The following is a 24,538-nucleotide window of genomic DNA, read 5'->3' as shown; positions in this document are numbered from 1 at the left end:
GTATGCAAAAAAGCACTCAAGTTACGAGCGCTTCCTGTGTGGTTAAAATTAATGAATATCTCTCTTTTTGAATCTTCCTCCACGTACTTCCGCGATATTTGCCATTGCTAAGAAAGATGAAGGGTCGATTTCTTCAACAATTGTAGTTAACTTGGATTCTTCAAGTCTGGTAATTACACAGAAAATAACCTTCTTGTCTTCTCCAGTAAAAGCACCCTCACCATGTAAATATGTTACACCCCGTCCTAATCGGCTATTGATTGCATCACCTATCTCTCTTGCTTCATCGCTAATTATCCACACTGACTTTGTTTCTTCCATTCCAGTAATAACAATGTCAATGGCTTTAGCAGCTATTACATAAGCTAAAATTGAATACATAGCTCTATCCCATGTGTAAACGAATCCGGCAGAACCAAGTATGAATAGATTGATGAACATAACAATTTCGCCAACAGAAAAAGGCACTTTTTTACTTATTACAATTGAAAGAATTTCTGTACCATCAAGAGCACCACCGTTACGAATTACTATTCCTACACCTATACCTAAAAAAATCCCGCCAAAAATTGTAGCAAGAAGGATATCTTCAGTGAAGGGTGGGATAGGATGAAAATATGTCGCAAAAATGGAAAGCATTATAATTCCATATATAGTAGATATAGCAAATGTTTTTCCAAACTGTTTATATCCCAAATATACAAATGGTAGGTTTAATAGAAAAAGAAAGATTCCCAGTTTTATACCGGTAATGTGAGAAAGCATAATTGAAATGCCTGTAATACCACCATCAATTACATGGTTGGGAATTAAAAAGATTTCCAATCCAGTGGCCATAAGCAAAGCACCAATTGTAATAAGAATGATCCGTTGGGCAATTACCAAAGGAGGTAACTTTTTATGCTGCTTTTTAAGTGGTAAAACTTCCGTCAGAAAAATCACACCTTTTATTATTCATTTATTATTATTATATCCTAATATCAAATCATGAAAAATAACTTTGAATATAGAAGTTCTAACTTTGTTCCATCTTCCCAATTTAGCCAAAATAAAAACCGCTATTCTTGTTAGCGTTTGATTGTTGTTATTGGTTTTCACATCGTTACCCAAGCACCAGCTTTTCTAATTCTGAATATTCCATTCCCTCTAAAAGTAGAGCCATCTGCACAATCGTTGGGTGCTGCAGCGAAGTTACCTGATAAATCCACTAACCAATCAGATGAACCCCTAATACTGACGAAGCATTGTTAGGACTCACATATGCTGAAGCGTAACATCCTGAAATAGCTCCTGTACCTGATTTTGCAGTTTGGATACAATACAGAGCTGAACCTGTCTCTAAAATAACATTGATAATGGCAATTCTTCTGAATGTGTACTTAGTAGCAGATATGTATATCCCTGCATTGACAGGGTTTAGTATGATTCCGCCATTTATATTAAAACGGGATGAGAGTGAACCAAAATCCCCACCTGCTAACGTCCAATAATCGCGCCTAGGGTGTTCATAAGTAAATCATTAATATCCGTAATCCTATGATTTTGCAATTACTTAGCTCAATAGCCAATGAAAAAAAGAACCCAGCACTGCAGTATTTTTAATTGTTCTAACTGCGGCCAATTAGTTGGCAATAAAGAACCTAACGGTATAAATAGAATAAGGTTCAAAATATATGTAGTAATACCTTCAGAAGAAAATGGTAGTGAATTGATTTCAAGTGAAAGGTAGAAAAAGAAAAACATACACCCATAGAAAATGATTAATAGATAAATCCTTTTGCGCCTTTAATAAAAAATACAATTTGAAACACAATACAAAAAATAATAGTACAAAAATAAGTATAAAAAACTGTAAGTGTAAGCAGATAGAATACGTCTCCTACTTTACATTGAAACCTATGACTTTATCATTTTTGAACCTAATTCAATGTGGTCACAATCACTCCATCAATATTATTACCAGATATTTCATACTGTTCATTCGCTGGTACTTCAACTTCAATTGTCCCGTTTTGAGATATGGGATAATATGAAATTGTATATTTTTTCCCTTCAACACTAATAGAAATGCTCTTTTCTTCTTTTAAATAATCCAAATATTCTTCTAAAGCTAAATTCATTCCCTGCATGATCGCACTGTGAGGCAAGCCGACATAGCGAATATGCCATGGTTCATATTGAATTCCTGTAATATCCGTTTTATTCGCGGGATAGCGTAAGATAAAGCCGTTTTTCCAAGAATTTTCTTCTATCCACTCTCCTTCAGGTGCTTCTTTCATCTTCATTTGAGTAGACCCTACATCGAGTGCTAATCCTAAATTGTGTTCGCTATGCCCGGCTGGCAAAGCATAGTCAGCCCCCATCTCCTTGTACAGTTTGTTTTGCTCATCAAAGTCTCGATAACCACTGTTAATTAAGAAATTACTAACCCCATCCTCTTCAGCCGCAGCTATCATCTCCGAAAATTTTTCAGCCATTTCTTCTGATAATTTTATTTCATTATTAAATAACTCGTATCCGGTATTTAATTCTTTGTGTGTAAATAAATTTATGATATCCGATTTTATGCCAGCTTGTTCAACAGCATATTCACTGTTAACCAAAAGCAGATTCCCTTGATGGATCTGCTCTTCTGTAATCTCAATCTTTTGAGAATTTTCAATAGCTGTATTGTCATTTTGTTCATAAAGTTGATCCTCTACTTTATCTTGGAATATCGGTAATATCTTAAAAAGAAAAACTAGAAATAATGCAAAAACCAATAAAAATCCCCACTTTTTCATTTTTTAGTCTCCTCCTTGATGTAACTTGTTTATAGGATAGGAAAAACTTTTAAAATAAAAAGTGGGGTAAACATTAAATTTTTCTTAAATTTTCACATGGATCTTATTATTATTCTTCTCCGCCATTGGTAATCGGACTTCAAATATAGTGCGTATTAAATCACTTGCGGCAGATATTGTCCCATTGTGTTGCTCTACAATATTCTTCGCAATGAATAAACCGAGACCTGTACTATTTTCTTGATGAGTTCGTGCTTTGTCACCAGTATAAAGCATATCAAAAATATGAGGCAGTTCATCTGGAGGAATGGCGTCCCCATAATTGATAACTTGAATAACCACTTCCTCTGAATCAATAAAACCGTTGATATCTACAAACTGCCCCTCATACCCATAGCGATTTGCATTAATCAGAAGATTTTCAAACACACGTGCCAATAACTCTCCATCACCCATAATAGATAAAGGGGAAGTAATATTCATTCTTGCTATCAAATCGTTTTTCTCAAAGACAGGATACAATTCTTCTTTCAATTGAACAAGAAGCTCACTTAAATCGATTTGTTTCTTTTCAACTGGTAACATCCCATAATTCATCCTAGTTATTTCGAATAATTCATCAATTAACCTTTCCAAGCGTTGAGATTTGGTAAAGGCAATCGTTAAATAATGCCTGATCTGATTTTCAGTCAAATTATCATCCTTAAGGATTAAATCTAAATAACCTAAAACAGAGGTAAGAGGTGTGCGCAAATCATGAGCCAAATTAACCACTAATTGCTCTTTACTACTCTCCGAAAAGTCGCCCCTTTCTATGGCTTGTTCCAACTTTTCACTTGCCAGATTAATGCCTTGTGCAATATCACTAAATTCATCATTTGACAATATTTGAACTCGATGCTTAAAGTCACCCTGAGCGAGATAATGAATTCCTTTTGAAATCTCATTGAAATAGGCAGAATAGGGTTTTGTAAGTAAAAAGAAAAATAATATCGAAAGCGTAATAAATAAAAGCAAAAAGACGTTAAGGTCTCCAATATTTTGTGTGATTTTGCGAAAATAAGCTAGTGTATCTCCATGATTAACATTTGTATAATAATACAATTGGAGTACTTTAAAGAGGAAATATGTTATGACACTAGACAACAACATGCTTAAACCTAACAATATGATCATTTTTGAACGAAAGCCTCGTAGAATATTACCCATTGAATTTATAACCTACCCCCCATACAGTTTTTATCAATTTGTTTTTTCGTTTATCCTCTTCAAGTTTTTTCCGCAAAGTACGAATATGAACCATAACGGTATTCCCACCTTCATAGTATGCATCCCCCCATACCTTCTGAAAAATATCTTCTGCATTATAGACTTTATTTGGATTACTGGCTAATAAATATAAAATTTTGAACTCTTTCGGTGTTAACTCAATATTCTTACCATATAGAGTAACTGTACGTTGTTCAGGAGAAATCGTTAATCCTCCAAATTCCAAGTTTGAACTCTGTTTGTATTTAGGTTGATTCAATTTCATAAAGCGCCTCAGCTGTGCATTTACCCGAGCTACCAATTCAATGGGTATAAATGGTTTCGTCATATAATCGTCTGCTCCAATCACGAGTCCCTGCACTTTATCAAAATCAGACGTTTTAGCGCTCAAAAAAATAATGGGCATATTATGTTTTTCGCGAATGCGACGTGTAACTTCATATCCATCCATTTTCGGCATCATAATATCCAAAATCAGTAAATCAATTGGTTGAGTCTGGATAACATCAATGGTTTCTTGCCCATCCGATACCTTAATGACACGATACCCTTCTTTCTCTAAATGTATAGCAACCAAATCAGCAATCTCAACATCATCATCTGCTATTAAAATTTTTATATTTTCCATGTATTCCACCCCTAGAAAAAGTTATCATTAATCGTCAATAAGTGTTACGAAGTTGTATCATAAAAAAATCAGCTGTTTTTGCCGAATTCAATTATCACTTGTTTATTCCACAAGCTGCCCGATTATTGAATATAAGTCTTTGTAGTTCGTAACGCAATACCTCAAGTTTAGTATCCGCCTACCTGTTTAGAAAAAAGCTACGAATACATAAATAAAAGAGGGAGTATCATTTTCATGAAAGGTCCCAAAACGGGGTGATCTCGTTAACAAATTTGTTAAAAAACGTAACATCACCCATTAAGGTGAAAATGTTACAGCTTTAATATCCAAGATTAAAGTGAATTTTAGACACTTTACATAAACATTAGATTAACATTAATAGTAAAATCAGCATTATACAAAAGTTAATACTTTTAGACAGTTGTTCAAAATTTAATTGCAATTTCTATTGACTAAACGTTCATTCAATAATAAAATAAATCTGAAAATTCAGTGATAAAAAAGGAGGGGTTGCATTGGATTTACATTTCGAGGTTAATGGCAAGGGGCTTCCTGTTGTTCTTATTCATGGTGGTGGTGTTGATTTAAGGCAATGGACATTTTTAGCATCTCTTTTAACTGAAAATTACCAAGTGATCGTTTTTGATGGCCGTGGTGCCGGAAAATCCCCATCCCCCATAAAACATGCAAACTATGTAGAGGATGTATTGGCACTAATGGATTACCTGGAACTTAATCAGGCAACGATTATAGGTCATTCCATGGGCGGGCAGATTGCCACTGATTTCGCCCTTAATTACCCAGAAAGGGTATCGAAACTTGTATTAATTGCTCCTTCTTTAACTGGTTTTCCCTATTCAAAGGAGTTTGAACAATATCATAACAAGATATTGGAAAGTGCCCCCAATATAGATAAGATGTTAGAGCTTGCCCTTCATTCACCAACATATCAAGTTGTTATAGATAGTCCGCACAAAGATCTCACTGTCCAAATGCTCAGGCATCATTTCGGGCGCATGCGTAAGTGGCCCGCTGAATTCTGCATGATATGGCCACAGCCGCCAGCAATGGAACGATTAGAAGAATTGAACACCGAAACTTTATTCTTTATCGGCAAAAAGGACTTGGCAGATAATTTCCGAGTTGCCGATTGTTTCCGAAAGGTTCCAAACATCCGTTTCATCGAAATAGAGGATGCCGATCATATGCTGCCCCTCACCCATTCTGAAGTTTTATATCAAGAATTCACTGCTTTTATGGAGGATTGAAGACAAAATGCCACGTACACCAGAAGAGAATGACCGTATTCGCCAAGCATCCAAAGAAAAAATTCGCGCTGCAGCCATGGAGTTATTTATGAAACAAGGATATTACACTACTTCCATAAGCGATATAGCCAAGCAGGCGGGCATTTCGAAAGGGTTACTCTATAACTATTACAAAGGAAAAGAAGAGCTGCTTTCTGAAATGGTCGACGCCAGAATCAGGGAAGTGGTGGAAGTCATGGAAGAAGCGTTCACCCTAAATACACCTCGTGAACAGCTTGAACATATTATCAATGGTGCCATTGATAATATCCTCCAAAAACCAGAAGTCCACCGGTTCTATCTACACCTTCAAACTCAGCCAGAGTCTGATGAAGAGTTGATAAAATACAGTCATCTCATACTTGAAGAAAATGCTAGACAATTTGAGTTTCAATGTAAAATATTTGAAAGTATGGGTGAAAAGGATCCAAGGAAACGATCGTTATATTTTTCATCTGTGCTACAAGGAATTATGTTGATGATATCCACCTATCAACCAGGGTTTCCGGTAGAAGAAATAAAGAACCAGATTATAAGGGAGTTTTGTAACTAGTCTACCGTTTTATAAGTCATATCTTGAATAAAGATTAATAGAGGAACTTAGACAATCGGGTGCTAATATGGAGAAAAATGAGATCGTCAACAAAAAAATCTCCATGATTATCTATAGGCCCTATTTTATGCCTAAAGTTCTAACAATTAATAGCTGGATTCTTTGTGATCTTGTTAAGATGATCCCGTTATAAAAAAATCTCTTCAGAAACCTAACTGAAGAGATTTTTTTCGTGAAGGCCGGCTTGAACTAAAACGATAAATGAAGACGTTAATCTCTGCCCATCTATTCTACTAACAGAATACCGTCGGCAATCGGGCGTTCACCTGCTGCATCAGATGGTCTTGTGACTCGGTCATCCCCAACTGTCATGGTCGTCGATCCGCCGCCGTCAAGATTGATGGCATCGACTGCCCCTAATGACTTCATGACTTTCGCACTTTCTTCAAAATTAGCTCCCACGCTCCATCCAGGTGCGCGTCCATCAATGGTGACAAATAATAGATTGCCATTCTCTTTGATTCCTGCAAGCGTTCTTGGATTACGACGTTCCCCAAAACGATAATAAAACCCTGGATCTTCTTCCCAGTGAAAGCCTTCCTCTACGGCATTAATGGAAATTTCTCCGTTTTCCAATAATCGAGGACCTCCATTGATCATACTTATAGTTTGGTCTAATTTTAATTGCTTTCCATCCCCGATGATTTTACTTTTCACTTGAATCTTCATTCCTTGTCGGGCATGGTCACGAAGCCACTTTGCCGCCTCACCCGTTCCCGCAAGAACAGAACCACTGCTTGGAATGTCTCCCCCACGCTTGTTTCGGATTTCCGCCACTACCCCGGCATGATTCACTACCACTTCCATACCGTCGCCCGATTCTGTTTTTTCTCCAAATACGGACGTATATTGAATAAGTTCACTTTCATCCTTACAAGTAAAATCATGTTTTGCCCGTTCTGTTGTCGTATCTCCTCCAACACCGCCACAATTGCGGATTAATCCTGGCTTCCGATTTAACCCATCCACTTCCCTAACCGCACCATCAGATGAAGTAGCCTGTATCGACGTGGACACAGATGCAATGTTTGCCTTCTCTTCAACAGTAGATAAAATCAGAGCTGAACGGCCATTTATAGCTTCACTGACAAGTTGACCTTTGCTTGCGAGTATACCGGCAAGATCGCCTGGTGTTCCATCCTTTTCTCCCATAACAAAGTATCCAGCATTAACTCCTGCAATGGCATCCTTTCTATCAGATATTTGGGTCAATGTTTCTTTTCCTGCCACTGCACCATTAGCTAATTCAGGCACCACATGCCCATGAAATCGATCCTGATCCACTTCAAGGACGTTCACTACCCATGGTCCTGTTGTTTTCTCTCCGTCTTCACCCGTATACACAGTCCGAAGTCCCGTATATCCCTTTTCAGATAACTTGTTTCTCATTTCGGCTGCATCCGCTTCCAGCTGATATTGACCGATGCGAACAATGTACCCAAGCGCTCCCTTTTTCCGGTCATCCACGGCCCGATCCGATTCTTTAATGATATGAGCATTTTTGAAACCGTCTTTCTTTAAATTTTCCAACAATTTCTTTGCCTGCTTTTGGGTTTCTACAAATGCCACATCCAATGTATAAAAGTCTTTAGAAGATGTTTCACCACGATTGATTTTGGTATACTTTACTCCTGGTGCTAGATTCATGGAAGTTCTTTTCTCCTGCAAATTTGGGGTTCCAAGCGGAAGCAAATGATTTTTCGTTTGCACTTGTGATTGAACATTCAATTTTGCTTGAACTGGAGTTTCGGGAATGGCATTTACAAACATCACAGATGCCAGACCAATAGAGGCGATAGGCAAAATTGGCTTTTTCCATAATTTTTTCATTTTTTTCCTCCAATAAAGTTATGTCCTCCTTTAACTTTATTGTCTAAATGTGATGGAAAATTAAAAAAACTATTATATTTCAGTCAATTTTAAGTGAACAAAAATGAGTATAAATACTCGATAAATATTACAATTCAAATTTGGATTGAATAAATTTTGAGTATTTTGTCTTTGTATACAGTTAATCAAAAGTTTTGCTGGCTCATCGTGAATATTATAAGATATGTGTGGGATTATCTCCTAGGAGGCGAAATTTATGGAGACAGTAAAAAAGAACTTGTTGTTAATACCAACCATTTTGTCGGTTATCAATGTTATCTGCCTTGCTTCATTCCTTATTGGACTTAGTGTTATGAACCACCCAATTTCAAGCATTTTAACTGATCTTGGCTTGTTATGCCCATTGATCGCAACTTCATCATTCTTCTATTTAGTGATTAAAGTCAAAAAGCATTCCGCATTAAAGTACTTTCATTTCGTAAATGCGGTTACATTTCTTGTCCCCATATGTATTCTTACGTTTCTTATCCTTCGATTCTTAAACGATTGGGATATTCACTTTTAAAATGACTGCTATTTTTTCATTTTACAAAAAAAGCCCTCATAGGGCTTTTTTGCTAAGCTAATTTTAAGCATAATAGTTCTATTCCATTTCAAATATCATCCAAATAGTTTTGCAAAGGTATTTTCACCGGCGATGCCGTCTGCAGATAATCCATTGTCCCTTTGAAATGCCTTCACAGCTATTTCCGTTCCGCTTCCAAAGATACCATCCATGCCATGTGGATTATGTCCTTCCAAATAAAGTGCAGCTTGAAGGATATAAGTGATATTCCCTTCCGCCCCTTCCCTAACATTAGGTGAAGCCGCTTTTGTTTGGGGTCCCCATATTCCATCAACCTTAATCTTTGCACCATATTGTTTATTCAATTGGTTTGAAAACCCTTGATCAGGGCTTTTTTAGTATTGGGACCATAATATCCATCAACATCTATTTTTGTACTATATCTGCTATTTAATGTCCTCTGAATGGACTTGATAGTTTGATTGCCGCTGTCCTTTGCTGGTGTATCTTTTACAATGACTTCAGATTCGACTTGTGTAGCTGGTGGAGTGGTTCCATTCACTTTTGATATCAGTCTAGGCTTTGTTCCCGCATTTAACTGAGAATACGTCAGTCCGCCCGTCATATCCAAGTGCGGATAATCTTTAAAGTTTGACCAATCCCCGCCCCATGCAAAGCCCAAGGATTTACCAATAGCCGCTACACGTCTCCATTTTGCATCAACTGTCCATATGGCATTCTTTCCATCATCGCTGACGATGAAATAATCAATGGCTAGTCCATAGTTATGATAAGATTGACCTGGCATCGCGTTGGTCACTCTCGGTTTCGATAAATCACTATAGTTTTTACCATCGTATATATAACCTAGGCGACCTTGACCATATAGCTTTGCTTGCTCTTCCATAGACCGAAAACCTGCGCTGATTTGCACGAAAATGCCTTCTTGGTATGCCCGTTTAACCATTTACAAGGCTGATTCTTTTACGACTGGATGAATTCCGCTGCCCATATTCTTTTCTGAACGATCCAATAAAGTTTCTAATTTAACCGTCAATTCAATCACCTCCTAATATGTTAGGTGCTAATTAGGAAATGCTTGTACACCTCCTTGACGTTACAAAAAAATCGCCCTTTTTATGTGGATCTAGTATGCTTTCATCAAAAAAAGCACAACCCTTAATGGAATTGTGCTTTTTTATATTGGCTGTTTTCGCATACTTAGTTCCTATTTACCAAGTAGTGCGGTGTGGTTGATTTCCCCTCCAGATGCTCGCTTTCCGCGGGACGGGCGGTGAGCCTCCTCGGCGTAAACACCTGTGGGGTCTCACCTGTCCCGCTGCTCCCGCAGGAGTCTCGCACTTCCGCTCCAATCAACCTTAAATATGTTTCGTTTTAAAAACAACAATCTTTACGAAAAGAGCCTTTATATTAAAGTGGCTTATTTTGATCTTCTTTATCTTTACCAATGACTTTTATCAATTCATCCAGCTTTTCATTTCTTTCTTGATCTAATCTTGTCTTTGCATTGATGAATTTAATGATCTTAATTATGAAATAAACACTTAAAACAATAAGTCCCAAATAAAACAAAATCGGTATGATAGCAAAAAGCCCTATTAAACTGCTGGCTTGGTCCATGAATAATCCCTCCCAAATGTAAAATATAGTATTATTATACAGGAAAAACAAAGAAGGCGTCCGATATCGATTTATTATTCAAATAATTAATTTGCTTAAAAAAACTGAAGCTAGCTTTTAATTGTTCCAATTAGTCAGGGTAAAACAATATTCAAGGATTTGGGTCAGAAAAAGGGAGATGTTTAAGTTACCCATACAAAAACCCTTTATCTATTAAAATATAATATCATGACCATATTTTTCTTAGCGATCTAATCAAAAAATCCCTCGTATTTCTTTTATACATGATCCCTTTTTATAATAAGGCTTTCCATATCAAGGAACCTTGTCGACCTTTTCCGGGTATAAGAGGTTCGTGTATACGTAAGACCAAGAGTTTCCAAAAGTCTTGAAACTCCACCAAGTGTATACCACTCTCCTCAATCCTGTTCAAGCTCAGACAATTTTCAGCTAAAGTGTAATTCTTTAATTCGAATAAGGTTAGTGTTAACATATAGTAAGTATATCTTCCAATGAAGGAGCCAATCATGAATTCCAATATTTTATTGCGTAATAATGTAAAGATTAGAGGAAGAGGTACACGACCAATGATATTTGCACCAGGTTTTGGTTGTGATCAAAATGTATGGCAATCAGTTGCAAAAGATTTCGAAGATGAATACCATATTATTCTATTTGACTATGTTGGGTCAGGTAATTCAGATATACAGGCATATAATGTGGAAAGATACAGTACTCTTGATGGGTATGCACAAGACGTACTTGATGTTTGTTCCGCATTAGACCTAAAAGATGCTATATTTGTTGGACACTCTGTTGGATGTGTGATAGGCATCCTGGCATCCATTAAACATCCTGAATATTTTTCTAAACTTGTCCTGGTTGGTCCTTCCCCTTGCTACCTGAATCTCCCTAATGATTATTATGGAGGATTCGAGAAAGAACAACTTTTAGGATTGATTGATATGATGGACAAAAATTACATAGGCTGGGCAACCGCTTTTTCGGGAACGGTCATGAGTAATCCAGATCGCCCAGAGCTTAAACGGGATTTAGAGAATCGTTTTTGTTCTACTGACCCCATTATTGCACGACAATTTGCGGAGGTTACCTTTTTTGCAGACAACCGTAAAGACTTAGCAAAAGTAAAAGTACCATCACTCATTTTGCAATGTTCCAATGATGTTATTGCTCCGTCAGCAGTAGGTGAATATATTCATAAGCATCTTCCTGATAGTACATTGAAAATGATGAAAGCAACAGGACACTGTCCACATATGAGTCATCCTGAAGAGACGATATTCTTAATTAGACAGTTTTTGGATGAATTTCCGACAAACGATTTATAGATAGAGATGGGTGTGAATTTTTGTGAATGAACAACTAAATGAGGCACCCTGCGGATATTTAACTTTATCAGAAGAAGATGATATTTTATCCGTTAATCAAACCTTACTTAAATTATTGGGGTATAATCTCGATCAATTGCAAGGGCAGCCTATTAATTTTATCCTTTCGGCTTCAGCTATACTCTTTCATCAGCTTTATCTGGTTCCTCTGATTAAGTTAGAAAATCAGATTGAGGAAATATATATATCCTTAAAGTCTGTAAATGATGAAGAAATACCTATGTTACTCAACGCTGTTCAAAGAGAGCGAGATGGAAGAACCATTATTGAGTGTGTGGTGATTCCAATGCGAAAAAGAAACGAATTAGAAAATGAGCTTCTTATAGCGAAAAAAGAGGCAGAGACCGCACTAAATGCTAGGAATAAGGCTTATGCTGATTTAGAGATTGCTCATGAAACGATGAAAATGCAAAAGAATAAGCTGATTGAATTGAACGAAAAAAATGAAAGATATAAAGTCGATACAGAAAGAGAACTGGGTATTGCCAAAAAAATCCAAGAGACACTATTACCAGTTCCTATTATTAATGAACATCTTGAAATTCAAGCGTATTATAAAGGGTCCAATCAATTATCGGGTGATATATATGGTTTTTACCAAATTGACGCCAAACGGTATGGCCTTATCCTATTTGATGTGATGGGGCACGGGCTTTCTTCTGCCCTAATAACCATGTCACTACATTCCATATTTGAAAGATTAATTTTAAAAGGTTCAGAAGTGAAAACGGTGATGAAAGAATTAGATGACCATCTCCATTCTTTATTCAAAAACACAAGTAAATCTTCTCATTACTGTACTGCCGTCTACCTTTTAATCGATACTGATAAGAGAGAAATTAATTATATCAATGCAGGCCATCCATCCGTTCTTTTACAGGATATAAACGGAAAACAATATGAGTTGCGTTCTAATCGGCCACCACTTGGGATGTTTGAAGATATAATTTTTAAAACAAATACCTTTACATACAATAAGGAAAGTATGCTGTGCCTTTATACAGATGGAGTTGAAGAACCTATAGGTTCAGACCGTTTATACTCATTGTTAAAGACCTATTCTGCTGCCCCTTTATCTACACTTAAGGAGGAAGTTATACAATCGCTTAGATATGAAGAGGACACTCTCCAACGTAAAGATGACCAATGTCTTATTTTAGTTAAACTAAAATAAAGCATCGGGATTGTGCTATCTGCTACATAAACTAATCCAAGTTACTGTTCAATTTCTTGGGAGTTCGTATAATGGATACTATGATCGAAACACCCTTCTATTTAGGGATTAACTTTAGTTCAATGAACTTTAATTTTCTATATCCCATGCTTAAAAACACTCAGCCATAATGGTTGAGTGTTTTTTTCATCTTTATATATTTCAGCACAATTCCACTAATATATATCACGCATGTCCAAAAAAAGGCAGCCACTAGGCCTGCCTCTGTTGAACAACTTATGTCCAGTCATTCATTTAGTGATTATTAAAAACGGCGCTTGTTTTTTTTGCATTTGCACTTACATTTACAACGCTTTCCAGGAAACCAGACTGTACTTGGGTCATTGTTCTCAAAACATTTTTCTTCATAACAACAATTTATCTCCATCCTAACACCCTCCTTACTATTGTATATGCATGGACTGATGGAAGGTGTGGACAAGTTGCTAAAATTTTAGACTGAATGCAAATCAATTTATCTTCCATGATTCTGGACAATTTCCGAAGTATGTGGAAGCAAACTGAAATCTCCCCAAGTTTTATGGCCAGGAATAAACGATCTTGCATCATTATTTTCGTTCAAACATATATGATTTCTCAACGATTAAACCATAATATAGTTATGTAAACAACTACTTGTCATTATTTTAATAATAGTTAATCGAAAAAACCTCAATATCAAGTATTTAACGACGCATTCGGAAAATGATGACGCGAACCGAGCAATTTTATCCCTCTTCTTAAGATGCGGCATCCGGTTGAATGAGTTATCCACCTTTAGCTACTAGACTTGGTTTACGAAGAAAAACACAATACTAGCAAGGGTGACGGTTTAGTTAACGGAGTTTAGCAATCTGGCGAAAGTTATTGACAATGATTATCATTCCTATTAATATGTTGATGTAGTCATTGAAAATGAATATCATTATTAATTAGACATTTTTTGGTATATTTTTAACCTACACTATAATTAGTAAGGAGAAAATCAAAATGAAAAAGCTATTCATACCCTTCCTACTCTTGTTCGTACTTATTCTTAGTGCCTGTGGGAACAACGAGAAAGCGAACGAAAATAATGATTCCAAGACAAAACCAGAAACAATTACATATCAATCAGAAACTGGTCCTGTTGAGATTCCTAAAAACCCAAAAAGAATAATTGCTCTCTCCAATGGACCTAATGTATTGGCTTTGGAAGGTAATATTGTTGGAATAGATCAATGGACTAATATGAATCCCCTTTTTCAAGATAGACTAAAGGGAGTGGAAGTCGTTTCAGAAGATGACCTGGAGAAAATCATTGAACTGGAACCGGACCTAATCATAGCCGGATCCGAGATGAAAAATATCGGAAAGCTTAATGAAATTGCTCCGACTGTTGTATTCACTTGGGGAAAATTAGATTATTTATCACAGCAGATAGAAATCGGAAAACTTTTAAACAAAGAAAAGGAAGCAAAAGAATGGGTTAATGATTTCGAAACGCGTGCAGAAACAGCAGGAAAAGCGATACGTGCAAAAATTGGTGAAGATGCAACCGTTTCTGTCATTGAAAATGATGCTAAAGAGTTTTATGTATTTGGAAATAATTATGCACGCGGAACAGAAATATTGTATCAAGCAATGGACTTGAAAATGCCTGAAAAAGTAAAAGAAAAGGCACTTAAATCCGGCATTTATGTCCTCTCATCTGAAGTGCTCCCTGAATATACTGGAGATTATATTATCTTTAGTAAAAACCCGGATGTGGTTAATTCATTTGTGGAGACCGAAACGTGGAAAAATATACCTGCAGTTAAGAACAATCGTATATTTGAAATAAATAGTAAAGCATCCACCTACAGTGATCCAATCACTCTAGAACATCTTCTGGAATTTTTCGAAAAATCATTTCTTAACAAATAGTATGCAATGAAGGAATTCTTTAAATCAGAATTCCTTCTTTAATATTTTATACTTGAATATCTTCGAAAAAACAAAAAGCACTTTTGCCTAAAAGGCAATCAAGTCATAATCATAGTCAACCTTAAATTCCCCTGTACTTTCTAAAGTAAATAAATTGGTCCATTGTTCTTGATTATTATCTTTAAATTCATCTGATAATTCTTTTAATTCATCTAAATATGTGCCTTTTATTTATTCTTCCATTAATTATTTGGTCTGTATACCCTTACCCGTGCAAAGGTTATAATCTATACACTTAATATTTAGGAATAAAGAAGGTGATAACTGGCTTTACCAGTTATCACCTTCTTAAACAAAATTATTAATAGATCAAAAGTTCTATTGTAAGCCTTGATACGTAACATAGACAAACCCATAGGTTTATTTCATGTTTAAAATAATTTTATAAATTCTTCTCTATTTATTTGGACTTTATTATCTGTACACAGATAATCATGAAGAACTGATGACATTCTCTCAATTTCATCTACTGTGAGAAAACTGGTTTCAACTGCACTATTTAAAAAGATTGTGATACTATCTGTATTAATACCTTCCAGAGATTGGGGTAAATATTTTACTTCTTCTAAATTAAAAGCTTCCCATGATGTATAAGCAACAGCATCAACTAGTAGTGACCATAGTTTAGCAATATTCATTTCTTCTTCTTCCTCAGCAAATTCTGAGATTCCTGTATAGTCTGCATTATCAATAAGCTCATACAGTTCATCCCCAGTTACAGCATGGGATTCTACCCATAACCAACATTGATCCAATGCTTCTCTCCCTTCTGGATATCTTTCATCATCTTTACTGATAACAGAAAATACTCTTTCAGCAACAGTTAAAACAAAGCCCACTTTTACTTCACTTTGTATATTATCAAATAATTTATTTTCCATAAGTTCCTCCTTGTATTTATTCGATTTTCCCATCTTTTAAAACGAAAGAGAGCAAACCATTAGTTTTAACACTGTCATTAATCTCCGATGTTACGACTATTGTTAGGTTGGGATATTTCTTGCTAGCTTGATAAAATATACCGCTTTTTTCAATTGGATAGGGTTTCAGCAATCCTTTACTGCACTTATTACAAACACCACTCGGATTAGATTGGTAATTCTTAAAGTTCCTGTAATATCGCTTGGTTCGATTTCTGCTTTTTTGACGACAGAATCAAATTCATTTAAAACTCCTTCTTCAGCATGCCACACTATCATTTTGAAATTTAATTGCATCCTAAAATTATCCACCTAATAATTACATCCTTAAAAACAAACATTTTATTCGATATAAGGAGATTTCAGAATTATAGTTCTGTAGACAGAAAGCTAAGCTTCTTTTTTTCTTTAGTCCTCACGCCCTCATATCTCAGGTGCCAGATAGGGCATAATAGAGTACATATTCATATCAACAATGAAAAGACCTTAACTTTTGCGTTAAGGTCATACAAAAGAACAAGCTTTTCTTGTCCACCGTTATTCTTTCTTAAGGTATTCTTCTAAAATACTCAATTCATTTTTTCAATTTATACGCAACAATTTTCCCATCTGGATAATCACCATTCCAACCGCAAGGAAAAGCACCAAATTGATATATGTCAAATAATTCTTCAAAAAAGGAACTATTCTTTCCATTTATTGCTCTATTGATAGCACAATTAGTAAGATCAGCCAAAACATCGTTATAAAATATATTATATTCAAAAGGGCTTTCTCTTACATTCTTAGAGATTATTTCTAATAATGCTTCCAATCCCTCCGGCTTTTCATCTTCTGGCATTGCATAATAACTACCCCAAACTTCACTCATTTCTAATTCCCTGATATCTTTCCAATTATATTCGTCTTCACCAAATATTTCATCATAAGCTAAGTGCTCTGCTGTTTTTATATCATTAATAAAAACAATTTTATCTGAAATATTATTAGAAAGTTTTCCTTGAAAGTTTTTCGAAAATTGTATCACTTCTTCAACAAAATTATTATATATACCATAATTCATTACTTATTATACCACCTTTCCCATAGGTCGACTGTTGCTCCCCCTCCTCTTTTCCATACAGGGGTTCCAATCTCCTTTTCCATTCTTTCAATTTTATACTGTTCCAACCCAATTTCTTTTATCCTCTTAAGCTCAATTTCAAGATAAGCATCTTTCATGTATAATGGTAATCCCTTTTCTTGAAGTGTTCTTAACTTTTGTTGCAATTCAAAAACTTGCATTTCTATTTTAGATATATCTTGACTAGCATCTATTTCGTCTAATTTTTTTCTTACAAAATTACTATAAACTGAGTGATATCCTTTATGTCTAGAAGTTGTACTAATATCAGCATCAGGTACTCGAAGAAAAAATCCATTTGAGGCATCGTCCATATCCATTCCTATTTTTATTAATACAGGATGACTTCTAAATTCCTTTGGAATAATATGTTGTGCTTGATAGGGCGTTCTTTTTGTAGTTTTAGGTAGACCCATTTCTTCAAACATATTTTTCCCTAATTTTGTAGAACTACCTCCTGTCACCTTTCCAGGACTACCAGGAATAAGCCTTTTAACTTTTTTACCCGTACCCTTAGGAACACTCTCCCCTGAAACAGCCTCTACTTTTCTATCCTTCACCGTGAATTTCTGATAGGCTTCCTTAATTGTCTGTTTTTCCATCATAACTTGGGGAAGGGTTGGTCCTCCTGCGAGGGAAACTTGTTCCACACTTATCCGTTTAGGTATTTCTTTTTTACCTAGTTCGTCACATATTTTTTTTAACGTGTTTTTTCCTGATTTCGCGATGTCTGTTATTGTAGCTTGAACCTTCTGAACCTGTTTTTGTGCAAATTCCTTGCTGTAAGGGATGAACTTTGTACCACTTGTATTTAATCACGATGTCTGAGGTCAGTAAATCCATATCCTCATCTATATATCTTTTTTAGACCTAACGGCCTTTTATCTGAGAAGCCCGATATACCTTAAAACGATACATATTCTATTTCTACAATGAAAAGACCTTAACTTTACCGTTAAGGTCATACAAAAAAACAAGCTTTTTTTATCCTCCATTATTCTTTCTTGAGGTATTCTTCTAAAATACTCTTATCATATTCAGTTTCAGGTAAAAGACCCAAACGAGTATATTCCCAAATAACCCTTCTTTCGTGATCATCTGCATCTGATAAATCTTCATAATCATAGTCAACCTTAAATTTTCCTGTACTTTCTAAAGTAAAAGTTAAATTGGTCCATTGTTCTTGATTATTATCTTTAAATTCATCTGATAATTCTTTTAAAACCTTTATTAACCTCCGCCATGTATCTCTATACTCTATTCTACTAATACTATGTAATTCAGGGATATCGTGACTATATATGAGTTTATCATTAATATTAGACTGATAGAAAAAGAACGCAGTCCCTGTCCCCTCTTTAACTTCTCCATATAAAATTACTTTACTCCATTCTTCTGGAATCATCTCATTTACAGTTTGAGCTATTTTCAGGTAATATTCATTTAGTTTTGATTCATTCATTTTTATCCCCCTGCTCTATTTTCGAATGTTCTTAAATCCCAACGGCCATCGTCAATTTTATACTCTATGTCGAAACTTGTAGGTCGAGTTGAATTTCCCTCATACACAGGATATATTTTCACTTCTACTGTTTTAGGAGGATTACTGTCTAAAGCTTTTGCCCAAGATATTTCGAGTTTTTTCCATTCTCCCATATTCAGGTTTGCATTCATAGGAACAAGATTGTCTAGATGACCAGATCCTTTAAATATGCTGGCGATTAAGTGGCCCCCTTGATCATCTGGCAAGCGGTCTTCCCTTCCAGCAATCCGCTGAGCATAATTGTTTCGTTTACCACTGCCTAAGTCGAGAGAACCTTCTACACTTGTTATCCGACCCTTTTCGTCTGTTTTATATACATGACCACCAGGGGATGTATATTCAATATTCGGTTTTAAAACTTTCTTCATTCGCTCTCTTATATAATGCTTTCCATACTCCACTTTTGTAATTTCAATGGAGCCCTTTGCAAGCACTACTTTGCCTTTACCCTTACCACCATCACTCTTCACCGCAAACCTCTGCACGATATCATTTATCGTCGTTTTATCAAAGGTGACATGTTTATAGTTGTTTCCATACGCCGTCGCTAATTCTTCTACCCTAATCCGGAGAGGCACTTCCACCTTGCCAATTTCCCTGCCGAAGGCCTGAACCTTCTGAACCTGTTTTTGTGCAAATTCCTTGCTGTAAGGGATGAACTTTGTACCATTCGCTACTTTATCGGCCACTTTGGCCGCACCTGCCACACCGCCGATGCCTAGTGCCATCAACAGCCCGTTCTGGCGCTGTTCCTCGGTTAGCTGGTTGCCGAACATGTCTTTGCCTGTGGCCGCTTCGCCGAGGCCGTTGGCTGCGAGGAGTCCGTATATCCCGTATTCGGTTTTCTGGAGGAGGCTAAAGCCTTTTGTCGTTTTATAGGCATCGAGCGCGTGGTCCGCTGCGTTGAGTCCTTTGGCCGTTTTGTATAGGGCGCTGCCGCCTTTGATGGCCCGGCCGGCCCAGCCGACGACGGGGATGAATCCAGCGGCTGCCATGGCGCCTGCGGCGATTCGTTCGGCATCGGACAGCTTGCGGCCCGTTACTGGATCGACTCCGGTTGAGGCCCTGATAGAATCATAATATCCCGTGAATTCCCCTGTAAAGGTTTTTGTCGTATCCCAGGCTTTTTCGTACCATGGGCGGTTTTCGAGTTCTTCCATTTCCTGTTCGATTTTCCGGGCTTCGGCTTGCTGCTTTTTGAAGGTTTGATAGTCTTTCATCTGACCGGCGACTTCATCCTTCACTTGATAGACGTCACTGCTCTTGAATGCCGATTGGTTGAACGTCATCGGCGAAACGTTGCCGTCCTGTTTGGTGGCATCAAGCAAGGCACGGAAGAGGCCAACGGCCACGTTTTCCTGCCCGACGGACACATCATATTCCTCGACCAATTGCCGGTCGACATTCTCGACCTTTGTCACGGTGTCATCCAGTCTATACCCGGCCAGCGTGATTTTTTCATTAAAGTCCTTTTGATCGAACATATCAAGAGGCAGGATATCATCAATGCTGTTCAGGATTCTTTGGAGATCGTTCGCTTGTTCATCGACAAGCGATTTCGCTTGGTTGATGCCGTTCGTCACTTCGCCATCTAAAAAGGGAACCTCGACCACCGTATTTCCGGAGAGGTCCGCCTCTTCCAGACTGGCCGGTATGCCTTCCAAAAAACTGATTTGGGTCGTGAATAGTTCCATCCAGGCGTCCGCCACCTCGATTTGCGCTTCATAGAAGCTTTTGATGGCGGTAGCACCGGCTCCCTGAAACTCGTTATCCAGGCCGACAATGCCCTGAAATTCCTTTTTCAGGGCTGCGACTTCCTTCTTTAGGTCTTCATATTGCTTGGCACGCGACTGGGTTGCGGCCGTCAATGTCTCGGCTTCATATATTTTCATCTCACAGGATACCCATGTGAAGACGTATGAGCGATGGCTTCATCCTGTTCTTTTAATAAGTCAATGTTGGCACGGGTATCTTCCACATTTTTCTGGACGATTTTGATATATTGCTCGAAGACCTTCTCCAGGTTCGTTTCGCGATCGATCCATTTCGAAGTGAATTCCAATTTATTGTTGCCAAGCTCGCCTGCCGGCAAATTTCCAAGCGTGACTGTACCAAGTGCCGTCTTTACTTGATCGACTTGCTTCGTTACGGCAGGATGATTCAGTTTGATTGTCGTCATTAAAACAACCGCCTTTTTAAATCGGATATTTTACTTTCCAGCTGATCAAATGCCTCTTCACCTTTGCTCAAAAGGGAGTCGGCTTCTTGGGCTATATTCCCCGCTATGCTAAGAAGCGTATTCTCGGCATTCAGCTTTGTAATCATCGCTTCGATTTTCCATTGGTAATCATCATAATCGTCATGAATGATACTAAACATCACATTATAGGCATCATGACGGGCATCCTGAAAGTGATCCGAACGGTTCCCGGTCCAGCTGCCACCAAGCTCAGGCTCTTTTATTTTCCTAATCTCGTTAAGACACATACTTTGTTCTTTTATAATATCGTTTTTTGCATTTTCTAATCGTTCAATTTTCACATTTAAATCAGCTTTTTTACTGGAGATAGCAGAGTGTATATTACTCAAAATATCTGCATATACCATGAAACTCACCTCAGAAACAGTATAATCCTACACTAAATGTCATATTTTCCTATTTAATATTATAAGGATTATAGTCCGAGAGTTAAATAGGGAGAAATATGCTATTTTGTCAGTTGAAAGAGAAGATTGGCATAAAAAAGTTCCTACATACCATATTCTTTATACCCGGCATTTTACCAATTTTAAACAAGTTAACAGAATATCATTTTATTAGATTCTCTATAAGTATTTTCGGCACTTCATTCAAATTGTCCTTGCCTGTATCTATGCAGCAGGTCATGCCGAACAAATTCCCTGCAAGAGGAAGATAAATGTGACCGCTCGGGATGTATCAAATCACCAAAAGGCAAATCACCGACAAATTTAACTTCACCTTCAAAGTCCTGTCCGGATTCAGCATCAAAACCGATGACCTTCACAAAGCAAGTTTTGTGTCCGGTTTTCATAAAATCAATTACTGTTAACACATGATTATGTATATCATTCATACTTTTTCCTCCAACCATGAAATCATTAAGTAAAAATATTTTTTTCTAGCATTCCGATTAAAACAATTATGGTTTAGATCGCTAAGGTGTTAAAACATTGGAAATAGGCACTCCTGCTTTCCATGAATTACTTTATTTTTCTATGTATTTTGTTCAGTCTACCCTTATTTAGCTGAAGTTACATGAACTGATTTCTTCATTCATTTATGTTTTTTTTCGTTTCCAAGCATGTTTATGATTTCCCATTACTTCCACCGAAGGACAATCAGGCAGCCTCGAGGACCTTCCCCCTTCTATATAGATTTATAACCTGCTATAATCTAAGGATTGGAGGTGTGAGAAATGAAAGAAATCATCCAGATATTAGCTGAAATCGTCAATAATCTTCACGATTTCATACTATTCTTTGTAAGTGACACATTAAATTCAAATGCAACCGACAAAGATTTGCATTTTTGGATAATGGGAATCATCGGTATCATCATATTTTTGTTCGTGTTATTTTTATCTAATTTAATTGCCCGGATGCGTTTTGGGATAACGATACTCTCTTTCCTTTATACCTTTACAGTCATGGTTGTTTTGGTATTTGCCATTGAGATACAGCAAGCCCTTACCAGCAGAGGAAATATGGAGTTTCAAGATGCGGCGATAGGCCTATGGGGGTTCATCGTATTTTTCCTGGTTTTTGCTGTACTATCATCCTTATTCCTATTGGTGAAGAATTTTTTCAAGCAATCAAAATAAAGGTAACTATAGGTCACCTTGCTTAAAACATTCCTAATGCCTTTCAATAACTGGAAATTTGGGTTTTGTATTGGCGGGAATGATAAATTCTCTGCAGCATTATCTTAAATCGAAAGCAAGGTTACAGAGAAGCAAATATGATTCGGGGAATTACTTCGATTCATTTTCATTGAATAAATCAATGCTGAACAGATTAAAAGAATCGTCGTCATTAATACGTTCCTGATCATTTCCTGTTATATCAGGACTATTTTCCCTGCGGCGGCGATTTACTTCCCTTAATTCCGCTTCCAGAAATTCTGCTTGTTCGTGGGAAAGCTTGATCGTGATTTCATTATTTTGATCATCTGCAGCTTTCAAGAGGACATAGCTATCCGCAGCATTACGTAAAGTCACATTGCTTACTGTTAAGTTCATGTTCGCTAGTTCATATCTTGCCTTCATAATGTAAAAAGAACCTCCATCGGAAAATACCGGATAAAATAAAGTATATTAAATATACTCTACTTCAAGATATTTAAATATACAAATTCTTTGTTTGGAAAAGCCTTGAAACCTAAGAAAGCTACCTCCTTAAAGATTTCCGACAATAAAAAATTGGTGTGCCGCATCATAAAAGATTCGTTCTTGAATAAGGGTACAGAAGGGGTTCTTCCCTTGAAACTCCAGAAGTTCTGGAACCAATTTAGCAATTAAATGCGAAATCGTCCCTTTCTTAAAAAATACTTGAATGAATTCGGATTGACTATAAACAATGGAACCCTCCATTAGTGGAAAGGTTCCATTTATTTTTATACTTCCTTCTCGATCGCTCTAGTAATATGGTATGGACCCATGCCTTTATTTGAAGTAATGACGGTTCTCAATCGCTTTGCCGGATATACCGCAGAATTGAAACTTACCCCCGGGTCATACCCCATAAGGTGGTATTTGAAAATCGCGTCATTTTTTTTACGGATCCATATACCATAGCCATAGTATTCCCCTTCATCTTCTGTAGCAATATGGGATTCCAATAAGAGATTGGTATATTCTTGATTCAGTAACTGATTGGAAAATAACCCATCCCAAAACCTGAACATATCTGATGTGGTAATATACGCCCCTCCATCCGCACTGCCTTTGATGGGAAGGGAATAAACGTTGGTTCTCCATGCTCCATTTTCTTCGTCTATGTACCCTAATGCAGTATTTTTAGGTAGCTGATCCATGGAAAAATAACCGGAATTTTTCATTTCACAAGGCAGAAAGATGTTCTTGTCGATATATTCGGTAAATTCAAGTCCGGTTAGTTCCTCAACAATCAATCCTAATAAAATATAGCCTGCATTATTGTAATGAAACCTTTCCCCGGGTTGAAACATCATCCCCTCATCTTGAAACATTGGCAGTAAATCTTTTAATCCTTTTACATGGTACATCGGATTATTCTTCCATAGCTCCTCAAAATCATCCATCACTTCTTCATCAAAGTAATCAGGGATGCCCGAAGTGTGTGTTAAGAGGTGATGTATGGTCACATTTTGATTGAAATTAGGAAACATGATCCGAACACAGTCTTTAAGCTTAGAATCGAACCTAAGTTTTCCTTTTTGTATTAACTGGCAAATGGCTATCGCGGTAAACAGTTTACAACCGGAAGCAATACCGAACCTTGTTTCGGTCGTATTCAAGATTTCGTCCGCTCGATTGGAATAGCCATGTGCTGAACTATGGATCAAATCATCTCCCGCTTTCACACTGATTACACCCGAGAATTCAATTTCCTTGCTCGTTGCTTCAATATTCCTGGATATATCCATATGTAAGAGTCCCCCTTTGCCGGTAAAATTTTCATTACTGATGTATTGGCTAAGGTGCTTGTTTGGTCTTGCAAAAAAACCCGCA

At 36.9% G+C, this 24,538-nt stretch carries 27 protein-coding genes and 1 pseudogene; 7 read left to right on the top strand and 21 right to left on the bottom strand.

Annotation, left to right across the window (positions count from 1 at the left end; all coding sequences use genetic code 11):
* Positions 1 to 48: 48 nt before the first annotated feature.
* The 5 genes and pseudogenes from MKX49_RS10225 to vanR all read right to left on the bottom strand — a co-directional run bounded on the left by MKX49_RS10225 (position 49) and on the right by vanR (position 4,680).
* Complete coding sequence (locus MKX49_RS10225) at positions 49 to 933, bottom strand: YitT family protein (RefSeq protein ID WP_340878516.1); 885 nt, start codon at positions 931 to 933, stop codon at positions 49 to 51.
* Positions 934 to 1,482: 549 nt separating this feature from the next.
* Positions 1,483 to 1,865 (bottom strand): annotated as a pseudogene (locus MKX49_RS10220) (VanZ family protein); the annotation flags it as partial.
* Positions 1,866 to 1,919: 54 nt separating this feature from the next.
* Entirely contained in the window at positions 1,920 to 2,783 is an 864-nt protein-coding gene (vanY, locus tag MKX49_RS10215; RefSeq protein WP_340876327.1) for a VanY-A/VanY-F/VanY-M family D-Ala-D-Ala carboxypeptidase, read from the bottom strand.
* Between the two features lie 84 nt (positions 2,784 to 2,867).
* Entirely contained in the window at positions 2,868 to 3,992 is a 1,125-nt protein-coding gene (gene vanS, locus MKX49_RS10210) for a vancomycin resistance histidine kinase VanS (protein ID WP_340876325.1), read from the bottom strand.
* A complete protein-coding gene (vanR, locus tag MKX49_RS10205; protein ID WP_340876324.1) occupies positions 3,985 to 4,680 on the bottom strand; it encodes a vancomycin resistance response regulator transcription factor, VanR-F/VanR-M family in 696 nt (231 codons plus the stop codon). Before vanR ends, vanS begins: the two co-directional genes overlap by 8 nt.
* A gap of 515 nt (positions 4,681 to 5,195) precedes the next feature.
* On the opposite strand from vanR, the gene MKX49_RS10200 reads away from it, so the two are divergent.
* Both MKX49_RS10200 and MKX49_RS10195 read left to right on the top strand, forming a co-directional pair.
* Positions 5,196 to 5,948 (top strand): alpha/beta fold hydrolase, encoded by a 753-nt coding sequence (locus MKX49_RS10200; RefSeq protein WP_340876323.1) that lies wholly within the window; start codon positions 5,196 to 5,198, stop codon positions 5,946 to 5,948.
* Between the two features lie 7 nt (positions 5,949 to 5,955).
* Positions 5,956 to 6,540, top strand: a complete 585-nt coding sequence (locus MKX49_RS10195) for a TetR/AcrR family transcriptional regulator (RefSeq protein ID WP_340876321.1) — start codon at positions 5,956 to 5,958, stop codon at positions 6,538 to 6,540.
* A 285-nt stretch (positions 6,541 to 6,825) separates the two neighbouring features.
* Here MKX49_RS10195 and MKX49_RS10190 read toward each other — a convergent pair whose 3' ends face one another.
* Positions 6,826 to 8,430 carry a phosphodiester glycosidase family protein gene (locus tag MKX49_RS10190; protein WP_340876320.1) on the bottom strand — a complete coding sequence of 535 codons (1,605 nt, stop codon included), beginning with the start codon at positions 8,428 to 8,430 and terminating at the stop codon, positions 6,826 to 6,828.
* Between the two features lie 256 nt (positions 8,431 to 8,686).
* Here MKX49_RS10190 and MKX49_RS10185 point away from each other — a divergent pair, with 256 nt between their 5' ends.
* On the top strand, positions 8,687 to 8,995 hold the full coding sequence (locus MKX49_RS10185; protein WP_340876319.1) for a hypothetical protein: 309 nt from the start codon (positions 8,687 to 8,689) through the stop codon (positions 8,993 to 8,995).
* 95 nt (positions 8,996 to 9,090) lie between these two features.
* Here MKX49_RS10185 and MKX49_RS10180 read toward each other — a convergent pair whose 3' ends face one another.
* From MKX49_RS10180 to MKX49_RS10170, 3 genes are all read right to left on the bottom strand, one after another.
* Positions 9,091 to 9,360 (bottom strand): peptidoglycan-binding domain-containing protein, encoded by a 270-nt coding sequence (locus MKX49_RS10180; RefSeq protein WP_340876317.1) that lies wholly within the window; start codon positions 9,358 to 9,360, stop codon positions 9,091 to 9,093.
* On the bottom strand, positions 9,357 to 9,929 hold the full coding sequence (locus tag MKX49_RS10175; protein ID WP_340876316.1) for a M15 family metallopeptidase: 573 nt from the start codon (positions 9,927 to 9,929) through the stop codon (positions 9,357 to 9,359). The genes MKX49_RS10180 and MKX49_RS10175 overlap by 4 nt, the downstream gene beginning before the upstream one ends.
* 497 nt (positions 9,930 to 10,426) lie before the next feature.
* Positions 10,427 to 10,636, bottom strand: a complete 210-nt coding sequence (locus tag MKX49_RS10170) for a hypothetical protein (protein WP_053534922.1) — start codon at positions 10,634 to 10,636, stop codon at positions 10,427 to 10,429.
* Between the two features lie 527 nt (positions 10,637 to 11,163).
* Here MKX49_RS10170 and MKX49_RS10165 point away from each other — a divergent pair.
* From MKX49_RS10165 to MKX49_RS10155, 3 genes are all read left to right on the top strand, one after another.
* Complete coding sequence (locus tag MKX49_RS10165) at positions 11,164 to 11,985, top strand: alpha/beta fold hydrolase (RefSeq protein WP_340876315.1); 822 nt, start codon at positions 11,164 to 11,166, stop codon at positions 11,983 to 11,985.
* Positions 11,986 to 12,007: 22 nt separating this feature from the next.
* Positions 12,008 to 13,219 carry a SpoIIE family protein phosphatase gene (locus tag MKX49_RS10160; protein WP_340876314.1) on the top strand — a complete coding sequence of 404 codons (1,212 nt, stop codon included), beginning with the start codon at positions 12,008 to 12,010 and terminating at the stop codon, positions 13,217 to 13,219.
* A gap of 1,029 nt (positions 13,220 to 14,248) precedes the next feature.
* Positions 14,249 to 15,163, top strand: a complete 915-nt coding sequence (locus MKX49_RS10155; protein ID WP_340876313.1) for an iron-hydroxamate ABC transporter substrate-binding protein — start codon at positions 14,249 to 14,251, stop codon at positions 15,161 to 15,163.
* Between the two features lie 87 nt (positions 15,164 to 15,250).
* On the opposite strand, the gene MKX49_RS10150 is transcribed toward MKX49_RS10155, so the two are convergent.
* From MKX49_RS10150 to MKX49_RS10105, 10 genes are all read right to left on the bottom strand, one after another.
* The gene (locus MKX49_RS10150) at positions 15,251 to 15,394 is read right to left on the bottom strand and encodes an immunity protein YezG family protein (RefSeq protein ID WP_340878515.1); all 144 of its coding nucleotides are present in this window, start codon (positions 15,392 to 15,394) and stop codon (positions 15,251 to 15,253) included.
* Between the two features lie 200 nt (positions 15,395 to 15,594).
* Positions 15,595 to 16,104 (bottom strand): Imm6 family immunity protein, encoded by a 510-nt coding sequence (locus MKX49_RS10145; protein WP_340876312.1) that lies wholly within the window; start codon positions 16,102 to 16,104, stop codon positions 15,595 to 15,597.
* Between the two features lie 165 nt (positions 16,105 to 16,269).
* Positions 16,270 to 16,440 (bottom strand): hypothetical protein, encoded by a 171-nt coding sequence (locus MKX49_RS10140; RefSeq protein WP_340876311.1) that lies wholly within the window; start codon positions 16,438 to 16,440, stop codon positions 16,270 to 16,272.
* Positions 16,441 to 16,717: 277 nt separating this feature from the next.
* The gene (locus MKX49_RS10135) at positions 16,718 to 17,206 is read right to left on the bottom strand and encodes a hypothetical protein (protein WP_340876309.1); all 489 of its coding nucleotides are present in this window, start codon (positions 17,204 to 17,206) and stop codon (positions 16,718 to 16,720) included.
* Entirely contained in the window at positions 17,206 to 17,916 is a 711-nt protein-coding gene (locus MKX49_RS10130) for an AHH domain-containing protein (RefSeq protein ID WP_340876308.1), read from the bottom strand. The genes MKX49_RS10135 and MKX49_RS10130 overlap by 1 nt, the downstream gene beginning before the upstream one ends.
* A gap of 344 nt (positions 17,917 to 18,260) precedes the next feature.
* Positions 18,261 to 18,728 (bottom strand): immunity protein YezG family protein, encoded by a 468-nt coding sequence (locus tag MKX49_RS10125; protein ID WP_340876307.1) that lies wholly within the window; start codon positions 18,726 to 18,728, stop codon positions 18,261 to 18,263.
* 2 nt (positions 18,729 to 18,730) lie between these two features.
* Positions 18,731 to 20,701, bottom strand: a complete 1,971-nt coding sequence (locus tag MKX49_RS10120; RefSeq protein ID WP_340876305.1) for a DNA/RNA non-specific endonuclease — start codon at positions 20,699 to 20,701, stop codon at positions 18,731 to 18,733.
* The gene (locus tag MKX49_RS10115; protein WP_063576321.1) at positions 20,698 to 20,988 is read right to left on the bottom strand and encodes a YwqI/YxiC family protein; all 291 of its coding nucleotides are present in this window, start codon (positions 20,986 to 20,988) and stop codon (positions 20,698 to 20,700) included. Before MKX49_RS10115 ends, MKX49_RS10120 begins: the two co-directional genes overlap by 4 nt.
* Positions 20,988 to 21,416 carry a YwqH-like family protein gene (locus tag MKX49_RS10110; protein WP_309078806.1) on the bottom strand — a complete coding sequence of 143 codons (429 nt, stop codon included), beginning with the start codon at positions 21,414 to 21,416 and terminating at the stop codon, positions 20,988 to 20,990. The genes MKX49_RS10115 and MKX49_RS10110 overlap by 1 nt, the downstream gene beginning before the upstream one ends.
* A 239-nt stretch (positions 21,417 to 21,655) precedes the next feature.
* Positions 21,656 to 21,904 carry a hypothetical protein gene (locus tag MKX49_RS10105; RefSeq protein ID WP_063591217.1) on the bottom strand — a complete coding sequence of 83 codons (249 nt, stop codon included), beginning with the start codon at positions 21,902 to 21,904 and terminating at the stop codon, positions 21,656 to 21,658.
* Between the two features lie 342 nt (positions 21,905 to 22,246).
* Here MKX49_RS10105 and MKX49_RS10100 point away from each other — a divergent pair, with 342 nt between their 5' ends.
* A complete protein-coding gene (locus tag MKX49_RS10100) occupies positions 22,247 to 22,651 on the top strand; it encodes a hypothetical protein (RefSeq protein ID WP_340876304.1) in 405 nt (134 codons plus the stop codon).
* 150 nt (positions 22,652 to 22,801) lie between these two features.
* Here MKX49_RS10100 and MKX49_RS10095 read toward each other — a convergent pair whose 3' ends face one another.
* Positions 22,802 to 23,095 (bottom strand): hypothetical protein, encoded by a 294-nt coding sequence (locus MKX49_RS10095; RefSeq protein ID WP_063593415.1) that lies wholly within the window; start codon positions 23,093 to 23,095, stop codon positions 22,802 to 22,804.
* Positions 23,096 to 23,442: 347 nt separating this feature from the next.
* Entirely contained in the window at positions 23,443 to 24,453 is a 1,011-nt protein-coding gene (locus MKX49_RS10090; protein WP_340876303.1) for a serine hydrolase domain-containing protein, read from the bottom strand.
* Positions 24,454 to 24,538: the final 85 nt, after the last annotated feature.

Origin of the sequence: Peribacillus sp. FSL M8-0224 (assembly GCF_038003055.1) — a bacterium.
In the GTDB taxonomy this organism is placed as follows: Bacteria; Bacillota; Bacilli; order Bacillales; family DSM-1321; genus Peribacillus; species Peribacillus frigoritolerans.
This window is presented reverse-complemented; position numbering and strand designations above follow the sequence as displayed.

What these genes read in the sequence shown, in the direction of transcription:
- vanR (WP_340876324.1), bottom strand. Translation starts at nt 4,680, where the DNA reads ATGGAAAATATAAAAATTTTAATAGCAGATGATGATGTTGAGATTGCT.
- MKX49_RS10140 (WP_340876311.1), bottom strand. Translation starts at nt 16,440, where the DNA reads ATGCAATTAAATTTCAAAATGATAGTGTGGCATGCTGAAGAAGGAGTT.
- MKX49_RS10170 (WP_053534922.1), bottom strand. Translation starts at nt 10,636, where the DNA reads ATGGACCAAGCCAGCAGTTTAATAGGGCTTTTTGCTATCATACCGATT.
- MKX49_RS10190 (WP_340876320.1), bottom strand. Translation starts at nt 8,430, where the DNA reads ATGAAAAAATTATGGAAAAAGCCAATTTTGCCTATCGCCTCTATTGGT.
- MKX49_RS10105 (WP_063591217.1), bottom strand. Translation starts at nt 21,904, where the DNA reads ATGAATGATATACATAATCATGTGTTAACAGTAATTGATTTTATGAAA.
- MKX49_RS10195 (WP_340876321.1), top strand. Translation starts at nt 5,956, where the DNA reads ATGCCACGTACACCAGAAGAGAATGACCGTATTCGCCAAGCATCCAAA.
- vanY (WP_340876327.1), bottom strand. Translation starts at nt 2,783, where the DNA reads ATGAAAAAGTGGGGATTTTTATTGGTTTTTGCATTATTTCTAGTTTTT.
- MKX49_RS10090 (WP_340876303.1), bottom strand. Translation starts at nt 24,453, where the DNA reads ATGGATATATCCAGGAATATTGAAGCAACGAGCAAGGAAATTGAATTC.
- MKX49_RS10100 (WP_340876304.1), top strand. Translation starts at nt 22,247, where the DNA reads ATGAAAGAAATCATCCAGATATTAGCTGAAATCGTCAATAATCTTCAC.
- MKX49_RS10135 (WP_340876309.1), bottom strand. Translation starts at nt 17,206, where the DNA reads ATGAATTATGGTATATATAATAATTTTGTTGAAGAAGTGATACAATTT.
- MKX49_RS10145 (WP_340876312.1), bottom strand. Translation starts at nt 16,104, where the DNA reads ATGGAAAATAAATTATTTGATAATATACAAAGTGAAGTAAAAGTGGGC.
- MKX49_RS10155 (WP_340876313.1), top strand. Translation starts at nt 14,249, where the DNA reads ATGAAAAAGCTATTCATACCCTTCCTACTCTTGTTCGTACTTATTCTT.
- MKX49_RS10185 (WP_340876319.1), top strand. Translation starts at nt 8,687, where the DNA reads ATGGAGACAGTAAAAAAGAACTTGTTGTTAATACCAACCATTTTGTCG.
- MKX49_RS10115 (WP_063576321.1), bottom strand. Translation starts at nt 20,988, where the DNA reads ATGACGACAATCAAACTGAATCATCCTGCCGTAACGAAGCAAGTCGAT.
- MKX49_RS10165 (WP_340876315.1), top strand. Translation starts at nt 11,164, where the DNA reads ATGAATTCCAATATTTTATTGCGTAATAATGTAAAGATTAGAGGAAGA.
- vanS (WP_340876325.1), bottom strand. Translation starts at nt 3,992, where the DNA reads ATGGGTAATATTCTACGAGGCTTTCGTTCAAAAATGATCATATTGTTA.
- MKX49_RS10095 (WP_063593415.1), bottom strand. Translation starts at nt 23,095, where the DNA reads ATGAAGGCAAGATATGAACTAGCGAACATGAACTTAACAGTAAGCAAT.
- MKX49_RS10120 (WP_340876305.1), bottom strand. Translation starts at nt 20,701, where the DNA reads ATGAAAATATATGAAGCCGAGACATTGACGGCCGCAACCCAGTCGCGT.
- MKX49_RS10125 (WP_340876307.1), bottom strand. Translation starts at nt 18,728, where the DNA reads ATGAATGAATCAAAACTAAATGAATATTACCTGAAAATAGCTCAAACT.
- MKX49_RS10110 (WP_309078806.1), bottom strand. Translation starts at nt 21,416, where the DNA reads ATGGTATATGCAGATATTTTGAGTAATATACACTCTGCTATCTCCAGT.